This is a genomic window from Chthonomonas sp. (assembly GCF_035294505.1).
Lineage (GTDB): Bacteria > Armatimonadota > Chthonomonadetes > Chthonomonadales > Chthonomonadaceae > Chthonomonas.
On sequence record NZ_DATGKU010000038.1, the window covers coordinates 56,761 to 75,780 of the forward strand.

The 19,020-nt window shown below is 53.2% G+C and carries 15 protein-coding genes and 1 pseudogene; 11 read left to right on the forward strand and 5 right to left on the reverse strand.

Features of this window, described 5'->3' with window-relative positions:
- Positions 1-220 precede the first annotated feature (220 nt).
- Positions 221-2,116, forward strand: coding sequence for a hypothetical protein (locus VKV18_RS01605; protein ID WP_324202478.1), 1,896 nt, complete (start codon positions 221-223; stop codon positions 2,114-2,116).
- Positions 2,117-2,126: 10 nt separating this feature from the next.
- Here VKV18_RS01605 and VKV18_RS01610 read toward each other — a convergent pair whose 3' ends face one another.
- The 4 genes and pseudogenes from VKV18_RS01610 to VKV18_RS01625 all read right to left on the reverse strand — a co-directional run bounded on the left by VKV18_RS01610 (position 2,127) and on the right by VKV18_RS01625 (position 5,885).
- Positions 2,127-2,654 (reverse strand): TlpA disulfide reductase family protein, encoded by a 528-nt coding sequence (locus VKV18_RS01610; protein WP_324202522.1) that lies wholly within the window; start codon positions 2,652-2,654, stop codon positions 2,127-2,129.
- Positions 2,652-3,440 (reverse strand): annotated as a pseudogene (locus VKV18_RS01615) (LolA family protein); the annotation flags it as partial. The gene VKV18_RS01610 and the pseudogene VKV18_RS01615, both read right to left, overlap by 3 nt.
- A 94-nt stretch (positions 3,441-3,534) precedes the next feature.
- Complete coding sequence (locus VKV18_RS01620) at positions 3,535-4,209, reverse strand: hypothetical protein (protein WP_324202479.1); 675 nt, start codon at positions 4,207-4,209, stop codon at positions 3,535-3,537.
- A gap of 278 nt (positions 4,210-4,487) precedes the next feature.
- Positions 4,488-5,885: a selenium-binding family protein gene (locus VKV18_RS01625; RefSeq protein WP_324202480.1), complete on the reverse strand. Its 1,398-nt coding sequence runs from the start codon at positions 5,883-5,885 to the stop codon at positions 4,488-4,490.
- 166 nt (positions 5,886-6,051) lie between these two features.
- Between VKV18_RS01625 and queF the strand changes: the two genes are divergently transcribed.
- The gene (gene queF, locus VKV18_RS01630) at positions 6,052-6,474 is read left to right on the forward strand and encodes a preQ(1) synthase (RefSeq protein WP_324202481.1); all 423 of its coding nucleotides are present in this window, start codon (positions 6,052-6,054) and stop codon (positions 6,472-6,474) included.
- A gap of 477 nt (positions 6,475-6,951) precedes the next feature.
- On the opposite strand, the gene VKV18_RS01635 is transcribed toward queF, so the two are convergent.
- Entirely contained in the window at positions 6,952-8,409 is a 1,458-nt protein-coding gene (locus VKV18_RS01635) for a DUF3592 domain-containing protein (protein WP_324202482.1), read from the reverse strand.
- Between the two features lie 266 nt (positions 8,410-8,675).
- On the opposite strand from VKV18_RS01635, the gene cas6 reads away from it, so the two are divergent.
- The 9 genes from cas6 to cas2 all read left to right on the forward strand — a co-directional run bounded on the left by cas6 (position 8,676) and on the right by cas2 (position 19,019).
- Positions 8,676-9,662, forward strand: a complete 987-nt coding sequence (gene cas6, locus VKV18_RS01640) for a CRISPR system precrRNA processing endoribonuclease RAMP protein Cas6 (protein ID WP_324202483.1) — start codon at positions 8,676-8,678, stop codon at positions 9,660-9,662.
- A 63-nt stretch (positions 9,663-9,725) separates the two neighbouring features.
- Entirely contained in the window at positions 9,726-10,709 is a 984-nt protein-coding gene (locus VKV18_RS01645; protein WP_324202484.1) for a WYL domain-containing transcriptional regulator, read from the forward strand.
- 11 nt (positions 10,710-10,720) lie between these two features.
- The gene (gene cas3 / locus VKV18_RS01650; protein WP_324202485.1) at positions 10,721-13,225 is read left to right on the forward strand and encodes a CRISPR-associated helicase Cas3'; all 2,505 of its coding nucleotides are present in this window, start codon (positions 10,721-10,723) and stop codon (positions 13,223-13,225) included.
- A gap of 54 nt (positions 13,226-13,279) precedes the next feature.
- Complete coding sequence (locus VKV18_RS01655) at positions 13,280-14,974, forward strand: hypothetical protein (RefSeq protein WP_324202486.1); 1,695 nt, start codon at positions 13,280-13,282, stop codon at positions 14,972-14,974.
- A gap of 36 nt (positions 14,975-15,010) precedes the next feature.
- The gene (locus VKV18_RS01660) at positions 15,011-15,982 is read left to right on the forward strand and encodes a DevR family CRISPR-associated autoregulator (protein ID WP_324202487.1); all 972 of its coding nucleotides are present in this window, start codon (positions 15,011-15,013) and stop codon (positions 15,980-15,982) included.
- Between the two features lie 10 nt (positions 15,983-15,992).
- Positions 15,993-16,832 (forward strand): hypothetical protein, encoded by an 840-nt coding sequence (locus VKV18_RS01665; RefSeq protein WP_324202488.1) that lies wholly within the window; start codon positions 15,993-15,995, stop codon positions 16,830-16,832.
- A 213-nt stretch (positions 16,833-17,045) separates the two neighbouring features.
- Positions 17,046-17,444, forward strand: coding sequence for a hypothetical protein (locus tag VKV18_RS01670; RefSeq protein WP_324202489.1), 399 nt, complete (start codon positions 17,046-17,048; stop codon positions 17,442-17,444).
- A 108-nt stretch (positions 17,445-17,552) separates the two neighbouring features.
- A complete protein-coding gene (cas1, locus tag VKV18_RS01675; protein WP_324202490.1) occupies positions 17,553-18,737 on the forward strand; it encodes a CRISPR-associated endonuclease Cas1 in 1,185 nt (394 codons plus the stop codon).
- A gap of 24 nt (positions 18,738-18,761) precedes the next feature.
- Positions 18,762-19,019, forward strand: a complete 258-nt coding sequence (gene cas2 / locus VKV18_RS01680) for a CRISPR-associated endonuclease Cas2 (protein WP_324202491.1) — start codon at positions 18,762-18,764, stop codon at positions 19,017-19,019.
- Position 19,020: the final 1 nt, after the last annotated feature.

Below are 19,020 nucleotides of genomic sequence, written 5' to 3' on the forward strand. Positions count from 1 at the left end.
TAGCAAGGCTTATTTGGTTGAAGCAAGACAAAGTCTTCCCTAACCGGCTTCGGCCGCACCGCATAGTCTTCTCCCTTAAATGGATGTTAGCGTTCTGCATCGTTCGATTATTCAGACCGTCCTATCCCTACCTGGTGGAAAGTTTGAACCCGCCTAACGTATTTCAAAAAAGAGGCACTTCCTTATGCCATAATGGAGAGAAGGTGCAGGCGCGGCGATAATGAAAGAGTTTCAACGGAATAGGGTTCGGGTTGCTGCCGGCATGCTAAGCGCACTCGGCTTAATAGGCGCCCTCTACTTCGTCTATCGCTGGGCCGAGCCTTCCCCACGCGACCTTTTTGCCCCACGCCCACAAACCAACTCCGGTCCGGCACTTCTGCTGAAAAATGTGCCCTTCGTGGCCGTCTTGGATGGAGTGGTCAACTGGTCGCTGCATGCCGACCGAGTAGAGGTGTATGCGCTGCCGGGAGTCTCGCTTAACGGAGGGGTTCAAAATGCCACCATTATTGGCATTCGTGATGGCAAGCTTTACCCGGTCAACGCCGCGACCTCTCAAACGCCCTCCTTAGTACCCACACATCCTCCGGCAACGACCCCGCTGGTGCCTTCCAAACCTCCTGTGGCCTCTTTTTCCGCCGATCAAGGGAGTTACTCCACGTTTGTGGATAATGCCGCTCTGCCTATTGGGCTGCAGACACACTACTATGTGCGCTGGCAGTTTCGCCTAGAGGGGCATGTGCAGATAAAAATGCAACGAGGCGAGCAGCTTACGGCGCCCGCCATAACCCTTTTTCAACTGGTGCCGCGCCCGTTCGGCAATCCAAAACTGCTGGCTTTCTGCCATCATGGGGCGACCTTGCTCTACAAGAATGCGCAGGTAAAGGTCGCCCAACTGCGCTTCGACCCACAAACGCGAACGGCCGACTGCCAAAACGGCGTGGAATTTACCCTATTTGGCCTACACGAAACCCCCAACATCGTGCGCTCGGATAGCGCCTTTTGGGCGCTGAACGATCAGACTCTGCGCTTTCCCAACAGGGTTACGGGCACTTGGCAGGGCATTCAATTTGCATCGCGAAATATAGCGGTAGATATCAAACACCAACTGCTAACGGGGCTTAACGGCGGAACGATAAATGCCGATCTGCAAACCCTGCTTTCCAACGCCGCCTCTCCGCTTTCCAAAACAAAAACAGATATTGAGAGAGTCGGCCTTGAGGTAAAACCGATGCCTATTCAAATACTGCGCCCTAGCCCTGGCAAAACGGCCATTGCTCTGCTCGCTCTGGCCTCTACGGCTGCAGCCCCTCCAACGGCCAAGCCCTCGCAAAACACCACCAAAGTTCCCTTCACGCTGACCTGGACAGGCCCCTGGAGCGATTCGGCAAAAACCTCCACGCGCATCGTGCATAACTTTGTCTATAAAGAGAAGGACTTCACTCTCTCCGGAGACGACCTTGTCTGGAACTACAAAACCGATCAGATTGATGCCACAGGGCACCTTACCTATGACAGCCCTCAGTACTTCGGCTCGTGCAATCGAGCGCACCTCGATGATAAAGCCCATCAAGATGTCTTTGAAGGCAACGTGGTGCTAAAGCTGAAGCCGAAGCCAAGCGCATCAACCACCAAAAAGAGCGTAACCGGCGCGAGCCACACACCGGAAAACACCGCTCAAGCTTCCGATACCTCCGCAAACGACATTCGTTCGCATGGGGTTACCCTCTATTGTGATCGGGTAGTAGAAGATACCCAGACCAAGATATTCACCCTTACCGGTAACCTGCACGCCGTCCAAAGCTTCACCGACACCGAGGGCAAGCCGATAGAGCGCAACCTTACCGCTGCCTACGCCAAGTACAACGACACCACACAGCAGCTCACCCTCTATCCGCCCATAGATTATAAGGACAACCAGGGCACAACAGCGCACTTCGATAGCCCCATTGTCATCGGAACGAAAGAAGGAGAAGAGACCATAAGCGGCGTTGGAGGGACCATTGAGGGGACCCGCGAAGAGGAGGCGACCTCTACGTCTTCGCAATCTGGCTCTTCTCCCTCAAACCCAATGCCCCCTTCCCCCACGCAGGGGGGCAACAAACCGCAGACCAAATAGAGGCTTGTGGCTATTTCAGTTCGATCCCGAGCTGCTTAAGAGCTTGCTTAAGCGCGTCGGGGTTAAAGCCTTCGGCCCAGTAACGCACAATGCCCTCTTTGTCAATCACAACGTTGGTGGGAATGGCTTCGATCAGGTAGGCGTCATCCACTTTGTTGTTTGCATCGTTGAGGATAGGGAACGTGATTTTGTGTCTCTTTTTAAAGTCTCGAATGGGTTGCAATTTCTCACCTCCGTCAATAAGAAGAAGCACGGCGCCCTGCTGCTTTAGTTGAGGCCAAATCTCGTTTTGTAAATGCGGAGCCTCCGCATTACAGGCGGGTCACCAAGAGGTTGAGAAGTCGAGCAAGATGATCTTGCCGCGCAGGTCATGCAGAGAGACGGTCTTACCGTCTATCGTTTTTAGGGTAAAGTCTGGGGCGGGTTTGCCGATCAGTTTGGCTGCACGTTTCTGAGCGGAGTCGTTGGTGGCCACTTGGGGGGTACTGCCTTGGGCTGGAAGATTGAACAGCTCCGCAATGGTTTCCACCTTCTGCACATCTTTTGGAGGCTGATAGGTAAACAGCGAAGGGGGCAGAGGGGTATTTATGGCGGTCGGCCGGATATCCTCCGCCATCTGCATGGTGGTGCCTTGAAGACTTGTATGGGTGACTATGCGCCGAATGAGGTGTGTGGCGGCATCCACCCAAATTTGAACGATCATCTTTGTGCCGGCAGGTCTGGAAGGGGGCACCGGAAGGAGTTCCGTGTACTGAAGGACGTAGGCCGGTTTTCCGTTGAGCGGCTTGTAGGCGACGAGACGGATATCTTTGGGCACTTGGCCTGCCGCGATATTAGAGGCGATAAACTGAAGAGGAGAGTTGATCTGGTCGGGTTGTGCTGTAAGGCTATTTGGTAACCCCATGGTCAGAAGCCCTGAATTTACCTCGCCGATAGGTTTCTGCAGGTACTTCTTCCCCATCACGATCCACACCTGTTTGCCATCGCAGATCGTCTTCATGTCCTCTAGTAGGAATCTGTTGGGACCAAACAACTGCATGTGCACCGCGAACTGGTTTGGGCGGTTGAAGGCAAACTGCCCATTCATGACGACGTGGACCGTCTGCTGTTGAAACTTCGTGGCGGTGTCATGCGTGACGCGTGCCTGAAACGTTTTTAATTGGGCGTAGGCCTCTTGCACCTTCTGCACGACGTCCGCCGCTTCGGCCTTCTGTTTGGCCACTGCGGTGTGCGCTGTTTTCGGTTGGTTTGGCAGGGCGGCCCCGCGCACGGCCAGGCCGAGCCATGCAGAACCGAGCAGTAGGAAGTTGACTATTCGGGACATTTTGATCCTCCGGGAGGGTCGCTAACACGCTTTCTGCCGGCCCTCGTTGGCAATTGTATCATGCAATGCTTGCCATGTCAAGCGACAGAAACTTTTACCAAAAGAGCGTAAGCACGCCGATGGCTATAAGCATCCAGCCCCACAGATAGTCGAAGTTCAGCCAAGCGCGTCGCAAAATGGCCAGCCCTACTTTATGATAGACCACCAGGGCCAGAGCGCTTGTTACGATCAGATAGCCAAGAGTGTGGAAGCCGACGCCGAGCCAGCCCTCAAGAGGGTGGAAAGAGGGGGGTGGCTGTGGCATGGCATGATGCATATGGGGCATCGGGGGCATTGGCTTGGGATGGCCTTGTGGCAGGAGAAAAGGAACGAGCATAAGCCCGGCCCCATGCGCCGAGGCCATAATAAAAGACCAAAGGGTGAGGTCTCGGAAATTGACTTTCATTCCTACCCAGCGCGGATGCCGAACGCGTAGGAGGCGATAAAGCCCAAAGCCGATGAGCACGACGGCGCTTGCCCCACGCAAAATGGGTAATGGCAGGCTGAAGCTAAGCAACTGCAAAAGCCCTACAACGATGCCAATCGAAAGCAGATGTCCTAACCCTAAAGGAACAAGAGCACGCCACACCGCTCGGGCGTTTTGCTCTTGCAACCCAAGCGCCACCGCAAAAAGCCACCCCATGCCGGGGTTTAGGCCGTGGTAAGCTCCCATAAGAAACAGAGTAAGCCAAATAGAAAAAGGACTCATGGCAGGGTTGGCGCGCGGCAACCGCTCCCTCTACAGAGGCGGTTTGACGACGTTTTTCTTTTTTCCTCTTCTTAGCACTTCAAACAAAACGTAGGTAGTCTTTCTGAATCAGGAGCCTGCCTATACGGCGAACCTCGATGTCGCCGGTCGGTCGCATGGAGCATGGCCGATGCCCACCGCAAAAGCGCTGTCGGCGCATCCCATGCGGCCTCACTCTCTGTAAAGGGTTGTATGCGACTCGGATACCGACGGTTTGGTGGCGCCGGAGCGAAGCCGCTGTACGCCAGGCTGGCAGTCGTTCACGGAAAGCAGTAGGAGTCGGAGGAGGCATCACCGCCTTCGAGACGAATTTGATGGGCACGCAGCGTTTCATCGAACTCGAGGAAAAAGTTGGGATCGAGCCTCATGCCGCCTCCTGGCAACACATCCACTTTAGCCATCCAGCTGCGAACCCCATCGGGGTAAAACTGCTCGTCCCAGGTGCGATAGAGCGAGTTCGTAAAGTAGACCCGTTGTCCGTCACGACTCGCCTCCACCATTTGAGGGCCGCCGTTCAGAGGCTTGTCGGGGTTTTGGGGGTGTGCCGCTCGGCGCACGATCCCACCTAAGTGGATGGAGCCGGTGAGTTTTGGGTGTAGGGGGTCTGAAACATCGTATTGGCGCAACTCGCCGGTTCCCCAGCAGGAGGCATAGAGGAAGCGATCGTCCAGCGAGAGAACGATGTCGGTAAGAAGGGGCGGTACCGCTTTAAAGCCCTGCAGCAGCGGTGGCAGCAGACCGGCATCCTCCACCGGCTCGGCCGGAATCTCAATGACTTTCTGTACCGTCCAGCCCTCTTTTGTGAGTTGCCAAAGCCAGATGGAGGCCGAGAGGTCTTTTAAGGAGACCACCACACCGGCAAAACCGTAGGGCTTGGTGGGGTCGTGGGCGGGGCGTAGTTCTAGCACCATTTGATGTTCCTTGCCGAGGTCGAGTGCCTGCTGATGCCGACGTTTTCTCAAATCCCAGAGATGCAACGAATGGCCGTATTGCGCGTTAAGAAGTAGCTCTGGGTTTACACCGTCCTCGATCATTTTGGGCGTGCCCCACTCGCTGGTGATCATGGTGTCGTAGCCAAGATGCCACCAGAAGTCATAGGCCAGATACTGAGGGCCTCTATCCACCTCCCAACGCCCCAGCACGTCAAACGTTTCATGATCCAACACAAAAACACCGCCAGGGCCTTCCCCATCGGGGTTGCCCAACGCGCTCACATAGAGGCCATCCGGCCCGCAGTGCACGGTATGGGGACGCGAGTAGCCTGCCCGTTGAAACACCTCTTGTGGCTCGATGGTCTTGACGATTTGCGGGTTACGGGGGTCGGGCTTCGTGTCGAGAATATAGATGCGCGAAGAGCGCAGTCCTGGCACCACCAGGTAGCGGCGCTCCACATGGGGGTGAGGGGCGTAGGGGCAAAGGGCGGAGCTGCAGGCATTCCAGCCGAAATGGTGCAACTCATCGCCCTTGTTGGGCATAGTTACTTGCCCTACAATGCGCCCGTAGGAGGTGGATTGGGGGTCTACATCCACCACGAAGAGGGCGTCTGGGTGTTCGTTTGGGTGTACACTCAACCCCGCAACGAAGGCCACACGCTCTTTGGGAGCTTGCATGGCCATGCGAGGTGAGGGATAGAACGTCGGATCGGGCTGTAAGCGCATTCTGGCACCTCTTAGACGAGACTTAGGCAGCAGATTAAGTGACAAACTAGATTGATCTCATTGTACCTCGAGTTTTGGACGTAGTGCGAAATCTAGGATACAGAGTTCTACAGGGTAAAATTTTTTCTTTGTCAGTGAAGCGTAAAGAAAAAGAGGGGAAGTAGGAATGGATTTAACACGGCTATTGCGTGGAGAGTTAAGCCGGGAGGAGCAGGTGGCTCTTTTAGAGACCTTCGAGAACCCGCGTCCGGAAAGAGACTATCTTATCGTGCACACCTGTCCGGAGTTCACTTCGGTATGTCCTAAGACAGGCCAACCCGACTTTGCTACCATCACCATCGAGTATGTGCCGGATCGGAAATGCTTGGAGTTGAAAGCGCTAAAGCTCTACTTTTTCTCCTACCGTAATCAAGGCATCTACTACGAGGCGGTAGTGAATCGCATTTTAGACGATCTGGTTTCGGTGTGCCATCCGCGCCGCATGACGGTGCGTGGAGAGTTCAACGTGCGCGGAGGCTTTTCCTCGGTCGTTACGGCCGAGTATCGGCAAGAGGAGATGACAAATCGGTGTCCTCATGAGGTGTCTTAGGGTCAACTGGCGCCAGTTGACCCTCCCCTACAGGGGGAGGGAAGACTAGTAAGGTTACTCTCAGTATACTCTGATAACCTTTCCCTTGAAAACTAAGCACAACCGCCCCCTTTTTCCAATGAGACACAACAACCGCCTCAGCGGCCTACGACACTTCCTTAACCCCCTATCTTTCTAGCCGCTGCACTGCTGTCTGCAAGACGGAAAGGATGGGATAGAGGGCGAACGAAGCCGACCTTCTCTACAAACTGCCTCTAGAGCCGGGAAATTGGCAGTCTCTACAGCCCTACCTCCTACCCCTCAGAACTGCTGGGAATGGAAACTTAGGATTTCTCGCCTTCGGCTCGAAATAACAGCCGTATCACCGGCTCTTCAAGGCCGATACAGGAGGCCCCAGGAAATTCTGGGATTTTCTGGGGAAGGGCATCCTCTCCCTCAATAAGGATCGAAACTGTATCCAACGAATAGGCTCTCTTGTTAGGACGACTTAGGACTCTGTGGCAACATAAGCTCTGCCTCTAACTTTTGTAGGCGTTGATCCATGCGTTTGCGAAACAGAAATAGAAACATAAAAGTAAAAGATATAGGAAATAATAATGATGGAACAACAAAAACAAGGATACTCTGAAGGTAAACGTGCATGGCAATGGACTGCTTCAGGTGGCTGAGAACGGGCCGTTGAGCTACATAGAGGACGTCGGCAGGGGAGCCGTCTTGTGCCTTTCGCCAATAGGAAGGGGGCACGGAACTGCGCCCCTGATACGTTTTACCGTCCATCACAAAGCGGTAGACCAACACGTAGCGGAGGCCTAAAGGGGTTGCTCTTCGCTCGTGCTTCACAATCGTTCCGGTGATGGGCATGCCTTCCGTAGCTACCTTGTGAAATTGCACCATACGCAGGCCGATGAGCAGAATGGGAACCGCAGCCATTCCCCAACTTATAAGCATAAAGAAAAGAGTAAAGAGACGCACCCGACGCAAGCTGGCGACCTCCGCCAGCCGCTTGCTGATGACCTCTAGGTTTTCCGGATCATCTAGCGCCACAAAGCGTTCAGACGGTACGCGCCTACGTAACCAAGCCAACGCAACAGCTCCTGCAGGGGTCGTGGTGCTAAAGGTTAGCTCTTCGCCCATGCCAACGATCTGAAAGGTGTTTCGGTCGGTTTGCCGTACCGATTCTATCCGGTCGAAGGGCAGGGAGAGTGCTTTCTTCCCGTTCGTGCGAATAAGCCCTTGCGAACCGATGAGAAGCTTTTGCCGGCCAGCTTGCCAGAGCGATTTGAACATACTGTGGAGACAGAAGATGAACAAAAAGGTCCAAAGTCCCAGTCGCTCAAGCCGGATTTGTAAGGAGCTATGCGAAGATTCAAACCAGTAGAGGCCGAGCACGCAAAGCATCAAACTGCACAGAGCAAACATGAGAAGACCAGACGTGATCCGCGTAAAAAGGCTGGTCTGTTTTTGTGACACATTCCATGTCTCTCCGTTAACTTCCAGCCGATCAACTAAATGCTCCAAAACAGGCAGAAGGTGCGCTTGGAGTTGATCAAAGAAGTCATCGCTCCCTTCGTCTCTGGTGGGGCATCTTACCTTAAGTTGACGCCCCGCACTATCTTCCAACACCCAGGCGTCGTCCAGAGAAGAAACCGCCTTCACATCGGCCCATCGCATTCGTTCGGTGTGCTTTCCCCTTCGCACCGCAACGCCTTCGGCATCGAAAACGACCATCCCGTTGAATATGCCCCAACTGTATCTAAGCAGCAAAAGCATCAACATAGCGAATAGCAAAACGAGGAAGATTTCCACAATAGCCCCTGGCCAACGGAGGTGCTGGTGCAGACATAGTAGGGTTAAGATCACGCTGGATAGGAGCAATGGGAGCACCATGATATAAGACTGTAGGCGCTCGCGTTTTGACGCTTGATAGGTTTTCATAGTCGTCCTCTTTCGATGATTTTAAATGGTTACGGCAATATATAAGTAAATTCATCCTTGTGCCACCAACATCCTTCTTTTTCTAGCGCTTTCTTTCCCTTTGTTGCGCTACAAACGGGAGAGTTGGGATAAGAAGCCGCTTCGGTCTTCCTCCCCTAGAGGGTGCCGATAGAAAAAAAGCGGCTTCCCCTTGCCTCTGTAGGAGTCCGAGAGAGAATTCGCGAATGTAATAAGCAAAGACAAGATACGAAAGGGCGTTTTGTGAGATGTTAAATAACCTTCTGCCCAAGGGGTTTCGCATCGCGCGTTACACTTTTGTCTTCGAGGTGACCGAGAAACTCCTCCTTCCCCGTTATAAAGGGGCCACCCTGCGCGGATGTTTTGGCAGCAGCTTTCAACGCATCGCCTGCCCTTGGCCGGAACGTTGTCTCTCTCAGCCGAACGACAGTTGTGAGTGTCCTTATGGGCAACTCTTTGCTCCACGACGTAAGTGCGAACAGGCCTCTTTTCGTGCTGGCGAGGAGGTGGCGCGGCCTTTTGCCATTAGCCCACCTCTCGAAATGCGCCAGGAGTATCTCCCCGGCGACACGCTGCGCTTTACCCTCACCCTCTTCTGTCGAGCCTGCCAAGACCTGCCCTGGTTTTTAGTTACTTTTCGCGAGCTACCGCCCATCGGTATTCCTCCCCATCGAGGGCGGATGCGGCTTAAGGAGGTATGGGCGCAGAACGATGTGGAGGGTCAGCAAAAGCGGATATATGCCTCCGAAAACCCGGTGGTGCTAAACGCCGATCTCAGCATAACGGCGGAGAGCATTGCAGCCGTCTGCACCCCAACACAGCGCCTACGGCTCCGTTTTGAAAGTCCCGTCTATCTGCGCTATATGGGCATCGAGGGTCTGCGTCGGGTCGAATTTGCGGCGCTTATCAGTCGGCTGTTACAACGCATCGAGACCATCGCTGACCTTTATGGCGAATCGGATTGGCGTCCAGAGGGCTGGTCGGAAGAAGTGCGCGCGCTGATACAGGCTGCCAAAGCCATCTCCATTGCCGAGGAGCAGGTAAGCTGGTTCTCCTGGAAGCGTTACTCCACGCGGCAGGAGCGCAGGGTTCCTTTGGAGGGGGTGCTTGGAGAAACGGTGTACGTGGGGCACCTAACTCCGTTTTTGCCCCTTCTGTTTCTAGGGCAGTACACTCAGGTCGGTAAGGGCTGTGCATTCGGCCAGGGCGTCTACCGGATCGTAAGCACCGAATAAAAAAATTTTGGAGGTTTGCCTCACTGACAATATATGTCACCCATGAAGGTGTAGAATAAAGCTATGAGCCGCTATGGACCTACGGCGCGCCCACCTATAGAGCGCATTCTGTGGATAGATGACCGTTTGCGAAAGGGCGGAAAGCTCCGGCTGCAAGACATCTGCGAGAAGTTCGAGATAAATAAGCGTACGGCCTATCGCGACATCGCATTCTTGCGCGACCGACTGCAGGCGCCTATCGCGCATGATCGCGAACGGGGCTACTACTACACCGATCCGAACTTCCGAATCGGCTCCATTCTGCTGACAGAGGGGGAGCTGTTCGCTCTACTGCTTGCAAAGCAGGTGCTCGACCAATACATCGGGCGCCCCTATGAGGCCGAGTTGCGGCGGGCATTCGCTCGAATCTGTGAGGCTTTGCCGGAGGCCATCACGCTGGACGCCGAGCAGCTAGAGGCGATAATCTCGTTTTGTGCAGAACCTGCACGCTTGGTAGATCCAGAGATGCTGTTACAGGTTCAGGAGGCGGTTCGGTTACGACGGCGGCTCAAAATGCGCTACTACGTTGCCAGCCGTGACGAGGAGACGGAGCGTGTGGTAGACCCCCTACACCTGCATAACTATCAGGGCGACTGGTACTTAGTCGCTTTCGATTTGGGGCGGCAAGCCTTGCGTGACTTCGCTATCAGCCGTATTCTAGAGGTACACCTCACCGGCGAATCGGCGACGGAGCACCCTGAATTCGATAGAAACACCTATATAGCCGCCCACTTTGGCGGTTTTCGGGGGGATCGGGAGATTGAAGTTGTCATAGGCTTCGATAGCTACCAGGCCCGCTGGATTCGTGAGAAAGCTTGGCCGGGTCAGATCGCCCAAGAGGAGCAGGAGGATGGCAGCCTGCTGCTGCATTTACGGGTAACGAGTTTGGAGGGCCTACAGCGTTGGGTTTTGCAATATGGCAGCCATGCCCAGGTGCTGGCCCCGCCTGAACTGCGAGAACGCATTCGTCACGAGGCCGAGAGGATGGTTAAACTCTACCAAGACTAGGAAGACTCGACATGGTAAACGATAACTACAGAGCATTTTTTGAATCCCTTGTTGGGAAGGCCCCCTATCCTTACCAAGAGCGCGTGGCCGAACATCTTTTAAGGGGCAACTCAATTGTTTTGCGTGCTCCCACAGGGGCCGGTAAAACATGGAGCACCATCATACCCTTTCTGTACAGCCTGAACATCGGACATCCTATAGCCGATAGGCTTATCTACGCCCTCCCGCTGCGCTCGCTGGCAGCTGGCATTCATCAAAGCACACTAGGTCTGTTGCAGAAAAATCGAGGCCTGTTGCACTTTGGAGACCGTGTGGAAACAGTTGGGAAAGACCGTGACTACACTCAATCAGCCCTCTACTGCAGCTTACAAATGGGAACGGAGCCAAACGATCCTTTCTTTGAATCGGACCTCCTCTTTACCACAATAGACCAGGTTTTATCTAACTATCTCTGCATCCCGGTTTCATTACCGGATAGAGTGGCCAATGTAAATGCCGGAGCGCTCATTGGGGCGTTTCTCGTTTTTGATGAGGTTCATCTTTTGGAGCCATCTACAGCTCTAGGCACCGTCGTAGAGATGCTCGATCGGCTTAGAGACCTCTCCCAGTTTGTTTTAATGACGGCGACCCTTCCCGATTCCTGTATGGAGTGGTTTAGCAAGAAACTCGGTGCGGAGGTGATCGCTCTCGAACCCGACGAGATCCGGCATATTCCCTCTCAAGTCGGGCAGCAGCGCCAATTCTTTTGGAGTTCAAAACCGCTCACAGCGGAGGCTGTATGGCAGATGCACCATGGTGGTAGAACCATTGTACTAGTTAATACCGTCCCTAAGGCACAGCAGATTTTCGCAGAGCTAGAACAGTTTGTGCAGGGTAAAGAAACGCCACCCCATCTTCTACTTCTGCACTCGCGCTTCTTTCCAGAAGATAGGAAAGCCGTAGAGGGTCAGCTTCATGACTACTTTGGTCCGGATGCTGCTAAAACCAATGTTATCCTGGTAACAACACAAGTTATTGAGGCGGGAATGGACCTTTCTGCCGATGACCTCCATACCGAGCTGGCTCCCATGAATACCCTTATCCAGCGGGCGGGACGGGTGGCACGCTATGTGCACCGTAATCGAGGGCGTGTGATAGTTTACGAGTTGGAAGCAGTGGACGGCCGAGCCAAGTTAGGCCCCTATAAAGACCAGAAAGAGTTTGTGGATGCAGGCCGTGAAATTTTGTGTGCCTTACCACCAGAGGGGGCACGAGTGGATTATCTGAAAGAGCTGGAATGGTTAAATAGAGTCCATGAAGAGAGCGAATATCGGCAGCTAGGTAAGCGGTATGATAATCTCAATCCGCGTCGTGAACGGGTTGATAAGGCGATCGAGTTTGGGGATCGAGGACTGCTTACTGAATTAGTGCGGGACGCTACCGGGGTCAACGTTTTGGTCTGTGCAAGTCCAGAGCAGGCTTTCGGAGACCCCAATGGCCGCATGAAGTGGCCTCAGTTGCTTAGTGTTCCGCCTGAATCGCTTATTGCCGAGCTTGACGATTATTTTCGTATGCCTCTAGAACCGAACAGCTGGATCGCCAAAGCAGCTCAAGTGGTGGAGCCGGGAGAGGGGGCACAAGGATTTGAGTTGGTGTGGAATTCAATCTCTCATAGCAAAGAATTTTGTATTCACTGGTTGATTGCCCTTCATCCGAACTACGCAAGCTACGATCCACGCTACGGGCTGCGTTTAGGGCAGGAAGGTCCTGAAACACCTCTTCGCTATGGAACTCCGGAGCCGCTGCCTCGCGCGCAATATCTTCGAGAGGAGTGGGGTAAACATGCTGAGCGCATTCGGATGCAGGCAAGACATATGGCTCCCTACTATCGGGTGGCTGCAAAACGGCTGGCGAAAAAATTTCAGTTCCCCTCGCCTGAACTTGTTGAGCAGTTTGTAGAAAGCGTGTGTCTGTTGCATGATACCGGCAAGCTGGCGGTGGATTGGCAAGAAAAGGCCTGGAAATGGCAGCGGTATAAGGAGGGGCGAAGCGCCCAACAAAATGAGATGCAGGAAAATGCCTTAGCCCACACGCTTTTCAATCCTGCAACCGATGGACACATTATGCGTAATCTTGTTGGCGAGTTTCCCCCTCATGCGGCTGAGGGCGCCTATGCATCGGGGGAGCTATTGTATTCCCAAGTGCTCGGGAGCGTGCCGGACGAAGAGCAGGCGGCCTCTATTACCTGTTGTCTGGTTACCGCTATAGCACGCCATCATGGCGCGCGAACCTCACAGCTATGCTGCTTTCGTCTAATACCGAATGCGGCAAAAGAGATCAGGGCGGTTTTCCCATGGCAAGGCGAAGAGGGTTTACTAGAATGTCAAGAGCAAACAGAAGCCAAGTCCTTTAGAGATGAACTTCTCTCTATAACGAAGAATCCGAGCTATTGGCCTTTTTATTGTGTTCTTGTTCGACGCCTTCGTTTGGCAGATCAGGGGGCGGTTCGAGAGCATCATCATAATAGCACGACTTGAGGCAAGGTTCTATAGCCGATTTCTAGAGACCCGAAACATGGATGGAGAGAGACCATGCAGATAACAGTTGAAAAACGAACCGGTACCTATGCCGATGCCTTAGAAGCGATCGGTTGGGCGTCTCTGCTTGCCGAGCTGGGGTTCGAAGCACACGGGGTTCGTATAGTGGATAAAGGCCCTTACTTCATGATAGAGACCAAAACCGATATCCCGCCGGACAAATGGCAGGCACCCGACGTAGGGTACCCCTACATTTGGGAGTGTGGTAAAGAACCCAAGCCACCGTGCAACTGGATACTCGACTATCAAAAAGAAAAAGACAAGCGACAGGCTTATCAGAAGGCTCGGGAACGGTCGGGCCGCAAGAGTGTGGTAGCGCAGCAACTGGGGGGTGAGGACCCCAGTAAACCCGTGCCGGAGCTCGAGCTCGCAATCTTCTTAGCCAACATGCGCAAAGGATGGAAAAGTGATAAGGAACTGGCAAAGTGGATTTCGCAAGATCGTCAGCGTGCTTTGGAGTGGGTGAAGGTAAATCTCAAAATTCCCGGGGCGTCGGTTCCAAACGAATTGCCTAAGATCACTAACTCACAGATGCTCAACCCGATATCGGGCAAAGGAATTCATGTGGCAAAAACTCAATGGAAGGCTCCTGCAGCCATTAACGAGACGCTCATAGATGGCTTTGCCGAGTGGATGAAACTTCGTGGCCTGTTTCGCGCGATGCTGCCGTTTCGAAACAGGAATGACTTCAAGTTCTTTGTGATCGAGCCGGCGGATATCTCCATCGCAGACTTGGAGAGCGTGAGAGCAGAACTTAGCAACATGAATTTATGGGGTGGAATCCGCCTTGATATTCATGCGACGCTGCGTTGTGCCGAAGTGCTCATTATGCATCTCGATAGGTTGCAGAGTTCGATACCACGGCAGCGATGGATGCAACGTATGACACCGCGAAGCATCATTACCGGCCTTCGACAGGCCTACTTCATGAGTTTAGGGCAGGCTGCGGCGCTCATGAATGAGGCGCTCTTTCCCTTGCCCGATTGGTTTAACATTAAAGAAAAATCGGATGCCGATGCCTATTTAGAGATTATCGGTGAAGCGATCGGTAGGCCGGGGGACCCTAACTCTAAAGGCTGTCTTTCCTCTCTCAAGGAGGACAACTCGGATGAGGGAAGGATTCTTCAACAGTATCGGCAATGGCTGTTAACGGGGGACCTTTTTGAACTGCTCGAATTTCACTATCAATTTGCCGTGCATGGTATGCAGAAGGAGGCTGTCAAAAAATTTTCTACTCAAAACCTCACCATGCTGATCACAAAGTCCTATTCGGAGGAATATCCTATGTTAAAAGAGATCGTTGAGAATTCGGGTTTTCAAAGCGTTGCCCGGGCAATTCGTAACTGCACCATCTACGCGCGAAGCTTAGATAATCGCGAAGTGCGCTTTGGTCTTGCCCAACAGTTGAAACAGAAAATAAAGGGAGGGAACAACGAGTTTGCCGCTGCCCTTTCAGAGTTTGTGCAAGATCAGAACTGGGAAGTGCAGCACAAGCTGAACGGCAAGGGGCACATGGTAAGCGTAGCAGATCTCAACGCAGTGCTTTCGCTTATAGATAAGCACGGGGCAGAACTGGTAGGCTCTTTACTGCTTGCGTATGGCTACGCCCAAGCAGAGAAGGTTAGCGGGAGAGACGAAAAAGACGAAGGAAGCGGCGCGGCATCGGCCACCGAAAACGGAAATGAGTAGAACAGGTTTAAAAATCTAACTCAAGGAGAAAAAGGGATGTATCGTTCCATCAGCATTTCAGGCATTCTCACACTAGACCTTCACGCGCTCAACAACGAGGGAACGGAAGGTAACACCATGATGACTCGGATGGTGGATATCGTTGACAAAGAAGGGAAGAGGGCTACGGTCAATGCGATATCCGGTGATATGTTCAAACACATTCAAGCCGAGCACCTTTTCCACGAAGCGGAGACTATGCAGTTGCCTTTATGCGCAGGGTGTAGGCTGTTCGATGCCAATCGTATCGGAGCCGACAACGAGTTTAAGGAGGGGTTCAGGGCGGGGGCTACGAACGAGGAGATCCTCGAAAAGTTGGTGAACCGCTGTGTTTTAGACGACTGTGAGGGCATTCTGCTTACTGGGAATATCGGTGGAAACCCACGTTCTCTCGCAAGAAAAAGTTGTGTCGAGTTTGGGTGGGTTGTTGGCCTACCCGAGAGCACCACCACCGATTCCTATTTCCACGCCAAGTATGTTCCCGAACGTGGTAAAGGCTCGGGCCAAGAAGAGAACCTTGGGCAGAACATCTTTCATCGTCCGGCCTCCTCAGGACAGTACGCCGCTGTGGTGTGTGTTGACTTATATCGGGTAGGCCGAAACGATATCTCTCTCAAGTATGTTCTCAACGAGGACGAAAGAAAAAAGCGAATCGGTGCCCTTCTACGGAGCATCCTTCATACGTTTATTAGGCCCACCGGCGCTCAGCGCAACACCCAAAATCCTCATGTCGTGGATTTTCGGGGTGTGATTACAGCCTCGCGCTCCGCAATGCCTGCTCCCTGTATAAGTGGGTTGAACTCCGACTTTGAGAACGAGATAGAACAACTCTGCCAGACGCTTAATAAGCTCAGCGAAGCCTCTTCAGAGCAGCAAAAACCGATCGATCTCTTCGCTTTCAAAAGCCTGAGTGAGTTCGGCAAAAGTATGGAGACTCTAATACAGAGCCTATCAAATGGGGGTGTGTGAGGTGAAGAGCATGAACCCACCTACCGAAATGGGTTCCTTGTTCGGCCAGGAACCTGAGAAATCTGAGGAAGAGCGAACATGGCTGCTTGTTACCTATTATCCGGTAAGCCTCTTCTCGCTGCGCACTACCTATGCCACAAGCAAAGGGGGTAAAACGCTTTTGGTCCCAACCCCTTATGCTGTTAAAATGGCTCTGCTCGATGCCTGTTTTCGCTGTTTTGATCCTCCTAGTGCTGCGACGCAGGCGGTGCGAGTTTTTGATCTCATTAAGCAGCGAGATTTTCGCTTTCGCCCTCCAAAGCATTGCCTTGTTCAGCACACCTTTATCAAGATACTTGAACCGACAAGGGGGGAGGACGGCCAAGCTAAGGAGGAAGACGGCCAATCCACTGCAAGCCCCTTTAAAAGTACTGTAGCCTACCGTGAATTCGCCTATTTCGATGGTGAACTTACCATCGCGATAGATGCAAGCGATTGGAGTGATGAGGAGACAGCTCTCATCCAGAAGCTAGCGGCTTGCGTAAACTCCTTCGGTAAGCGCGGCAGTTTCTGGCAATATGCATCATTCAAAACTTGTAAAGGTCCGTTGCCTTTCGGCTTTACGTGTCCGCACGACAAGATTAATGAGAATGCGACGTCCCATCTGGCGTTTCTAATGACTCAGGCTCTAGACGACTTTGGCGAAGAGCTTTGTAAAGATAAGCAGGGTTTTCAGAGGGTGAACACCTATGCGGAGAAATCCATCGAGCTTGGAAAACATCGCGTGCTGAAGCTAACAGCGGTTCCCTATCGAAGAGTTGCAGCTGGACGCCACTTCACATGGTACAGGCGAGAGGACAATCCAATATAGGCTCACTCGGTATGTCGTGAACGTAAAAGGAGAAATGAGGAACAACGTATGAATCAGTACAAGGGCCTCTCACGAAGACTAGAGAGGGCGAGGCGTCTGGCCCGAAGCGCTGCTCCTGAGCACAGCGAGGGAACAAGCGGAAACTCCGGCGCTGAAGGCAGGCGGCCTCTCTCTTGGACGCTCCTTGAGACTTGGCTTTACGAGGTACTAAAGATGGAGAAAGAACGTATCGAAACCATTCGTGTTGTTGCCGATCGCATTGCCGGGGAGATCCTTAGTCAGAACGACAAAAAGCTCCTTCAGAACCTGTGGTGGAGTTCCCGATATGACCACCTACGCGCACTGCTTATTCGTGCCGGAGTGCGCCGTGCAGAAAGAGGTCAACAGCCTCTTATTGGATTTGAGGAGTTCGTTACCGTGTTCGAGCACGAAGAGGATGTCGAGCGGCCTGATTGGCGTCTAGCCCGCGATCTGGTGTTAATACGCATTATCGAACAACTGCACCAGAAGGGATGGTTCCAGCAACATCCCGATGCTTTGCCAAAAGAAGCCACACAGCTGCCCATTCTGGATGAGAGCGATATAAGAGTCAAGGAAGAGTTGGTCGGGTAGCGCTTATCCGTTGAGGGCCGACTCCGGAAAGTGGGGGGAGGGCTTCTTTTGTGATAATTAGATATTTTAAAACTATATTATCTAGATAAAACTTTTAAGAGTACGCTAATGACAGAAAATTTCTCACAAGAGTTTCCACACTGCCTTGTTTTTACGGAGTTTGGGCTGTTTTTGGGCAAGCACTCGGAACGGCTGATTGTAAAAAAAGCCAAAGAGACAATCGCGGAGTATCCCCTGCTTGACCTTGAACAGGTGATCATCGCCGCTCCCGGCATCTCCCTCTCCTCCGACCTCGTGGCCGCTTGCATGAGGCGTGGCATTGCCATCGTTATGACGGACTATGCCGGTCGCCCCTACGCCCACATCACAAGCCCGGCCCTCCACGCCACCGTGCGCACCCGCCGCGCACAGCTCATGGCCTACAACGAGCCTCGCGGCGTGGAGATCGCCCGACGGTTTGCAATGGGAAAAATCCAAAATCAAATCAATCTCCTGCGCTACTTCGGAAAGTACCGTAAACGGCGCGGTCACGAATCCTACGCCCACATCGAGGGCCTGATAACACAGCTCGAAGCGCTGCTGCAGACCCTGCCCCATATAGAGGGAGCCGGCATTGAAGCGGTTCGTGATGCCTTTCTTAACGTGGAGGGGCGTGCCGCATCGCTCTATTGGCAAGGAGTCTGCCTCCTGCTGCCTCCACAACTCTTTCCTGGTCGCGTGCATCAGGGGGCAGCCGACCCGGTCAACGCCCTGCTCAACTACGGTTACGGCATCCTCTACAGCCAAGTTTGGAATGTGCTTCTTCTGGCCGGCCTCGAACCGTTTGCGGGATTTCTCCACGCCGATCGGCCCGGAAAGCCCAGCCTCGTGCTCGATTTTATAGAGGAGTTTCGTCAGCCCATTGTGGATCGAACGGTCATCGCCTTGTTCAACAAAGGCTTTGTGGTGGAGTGGGAAACACCCGACGCCGAACAGCGGGCGGAAAAACACGTCAAGGCCGATACAGGGGGCCCCAGAAAATCGCCAGAATTTCTGGGGCAGGGCACCCCTTCCCCTCTCGAGGAGGAGGGCGCCAGCCCTGAGAACACCGACGAGACCCCCTCCCAACAGATGCGTCTATCAGCGGATACACGCCGTGCTTTGGCTGCCAAAATTTTTGAGCGACTTGAGGATACGGAGCCTTTTGAGGGGAAACGACGCAAGCTAAGACACATTCTACAGATACAGGCACGGCATTTGGCAACCTTTTTACGGGGAGAAGGCGACTATAAACCCTACATCGCACGGTGGTAGCCGCCCGCCCGCAGAGGAAAAGAGATGCAGGTTTTTGTGGTTTACGATATTGTGGACGACAAGCTGCGCACGAAGATCGCCGATATCTGCTTGGACTATGGCCTGAAGCGCGTTCAATACTCGACTTTCATGGGCGAACTCAGCACAAATCGGCGGCAAGAGTTGGTTCTAAAGTTGCGTAGCCGCTTCAAAACGGCGGAGGGCTGTGTCTATGTTCTGGCGTTATGCGAACGAGATGCCGCTTTGGTTGTAAAGATGGGAAAGACACTTATTGAGCGTTAGG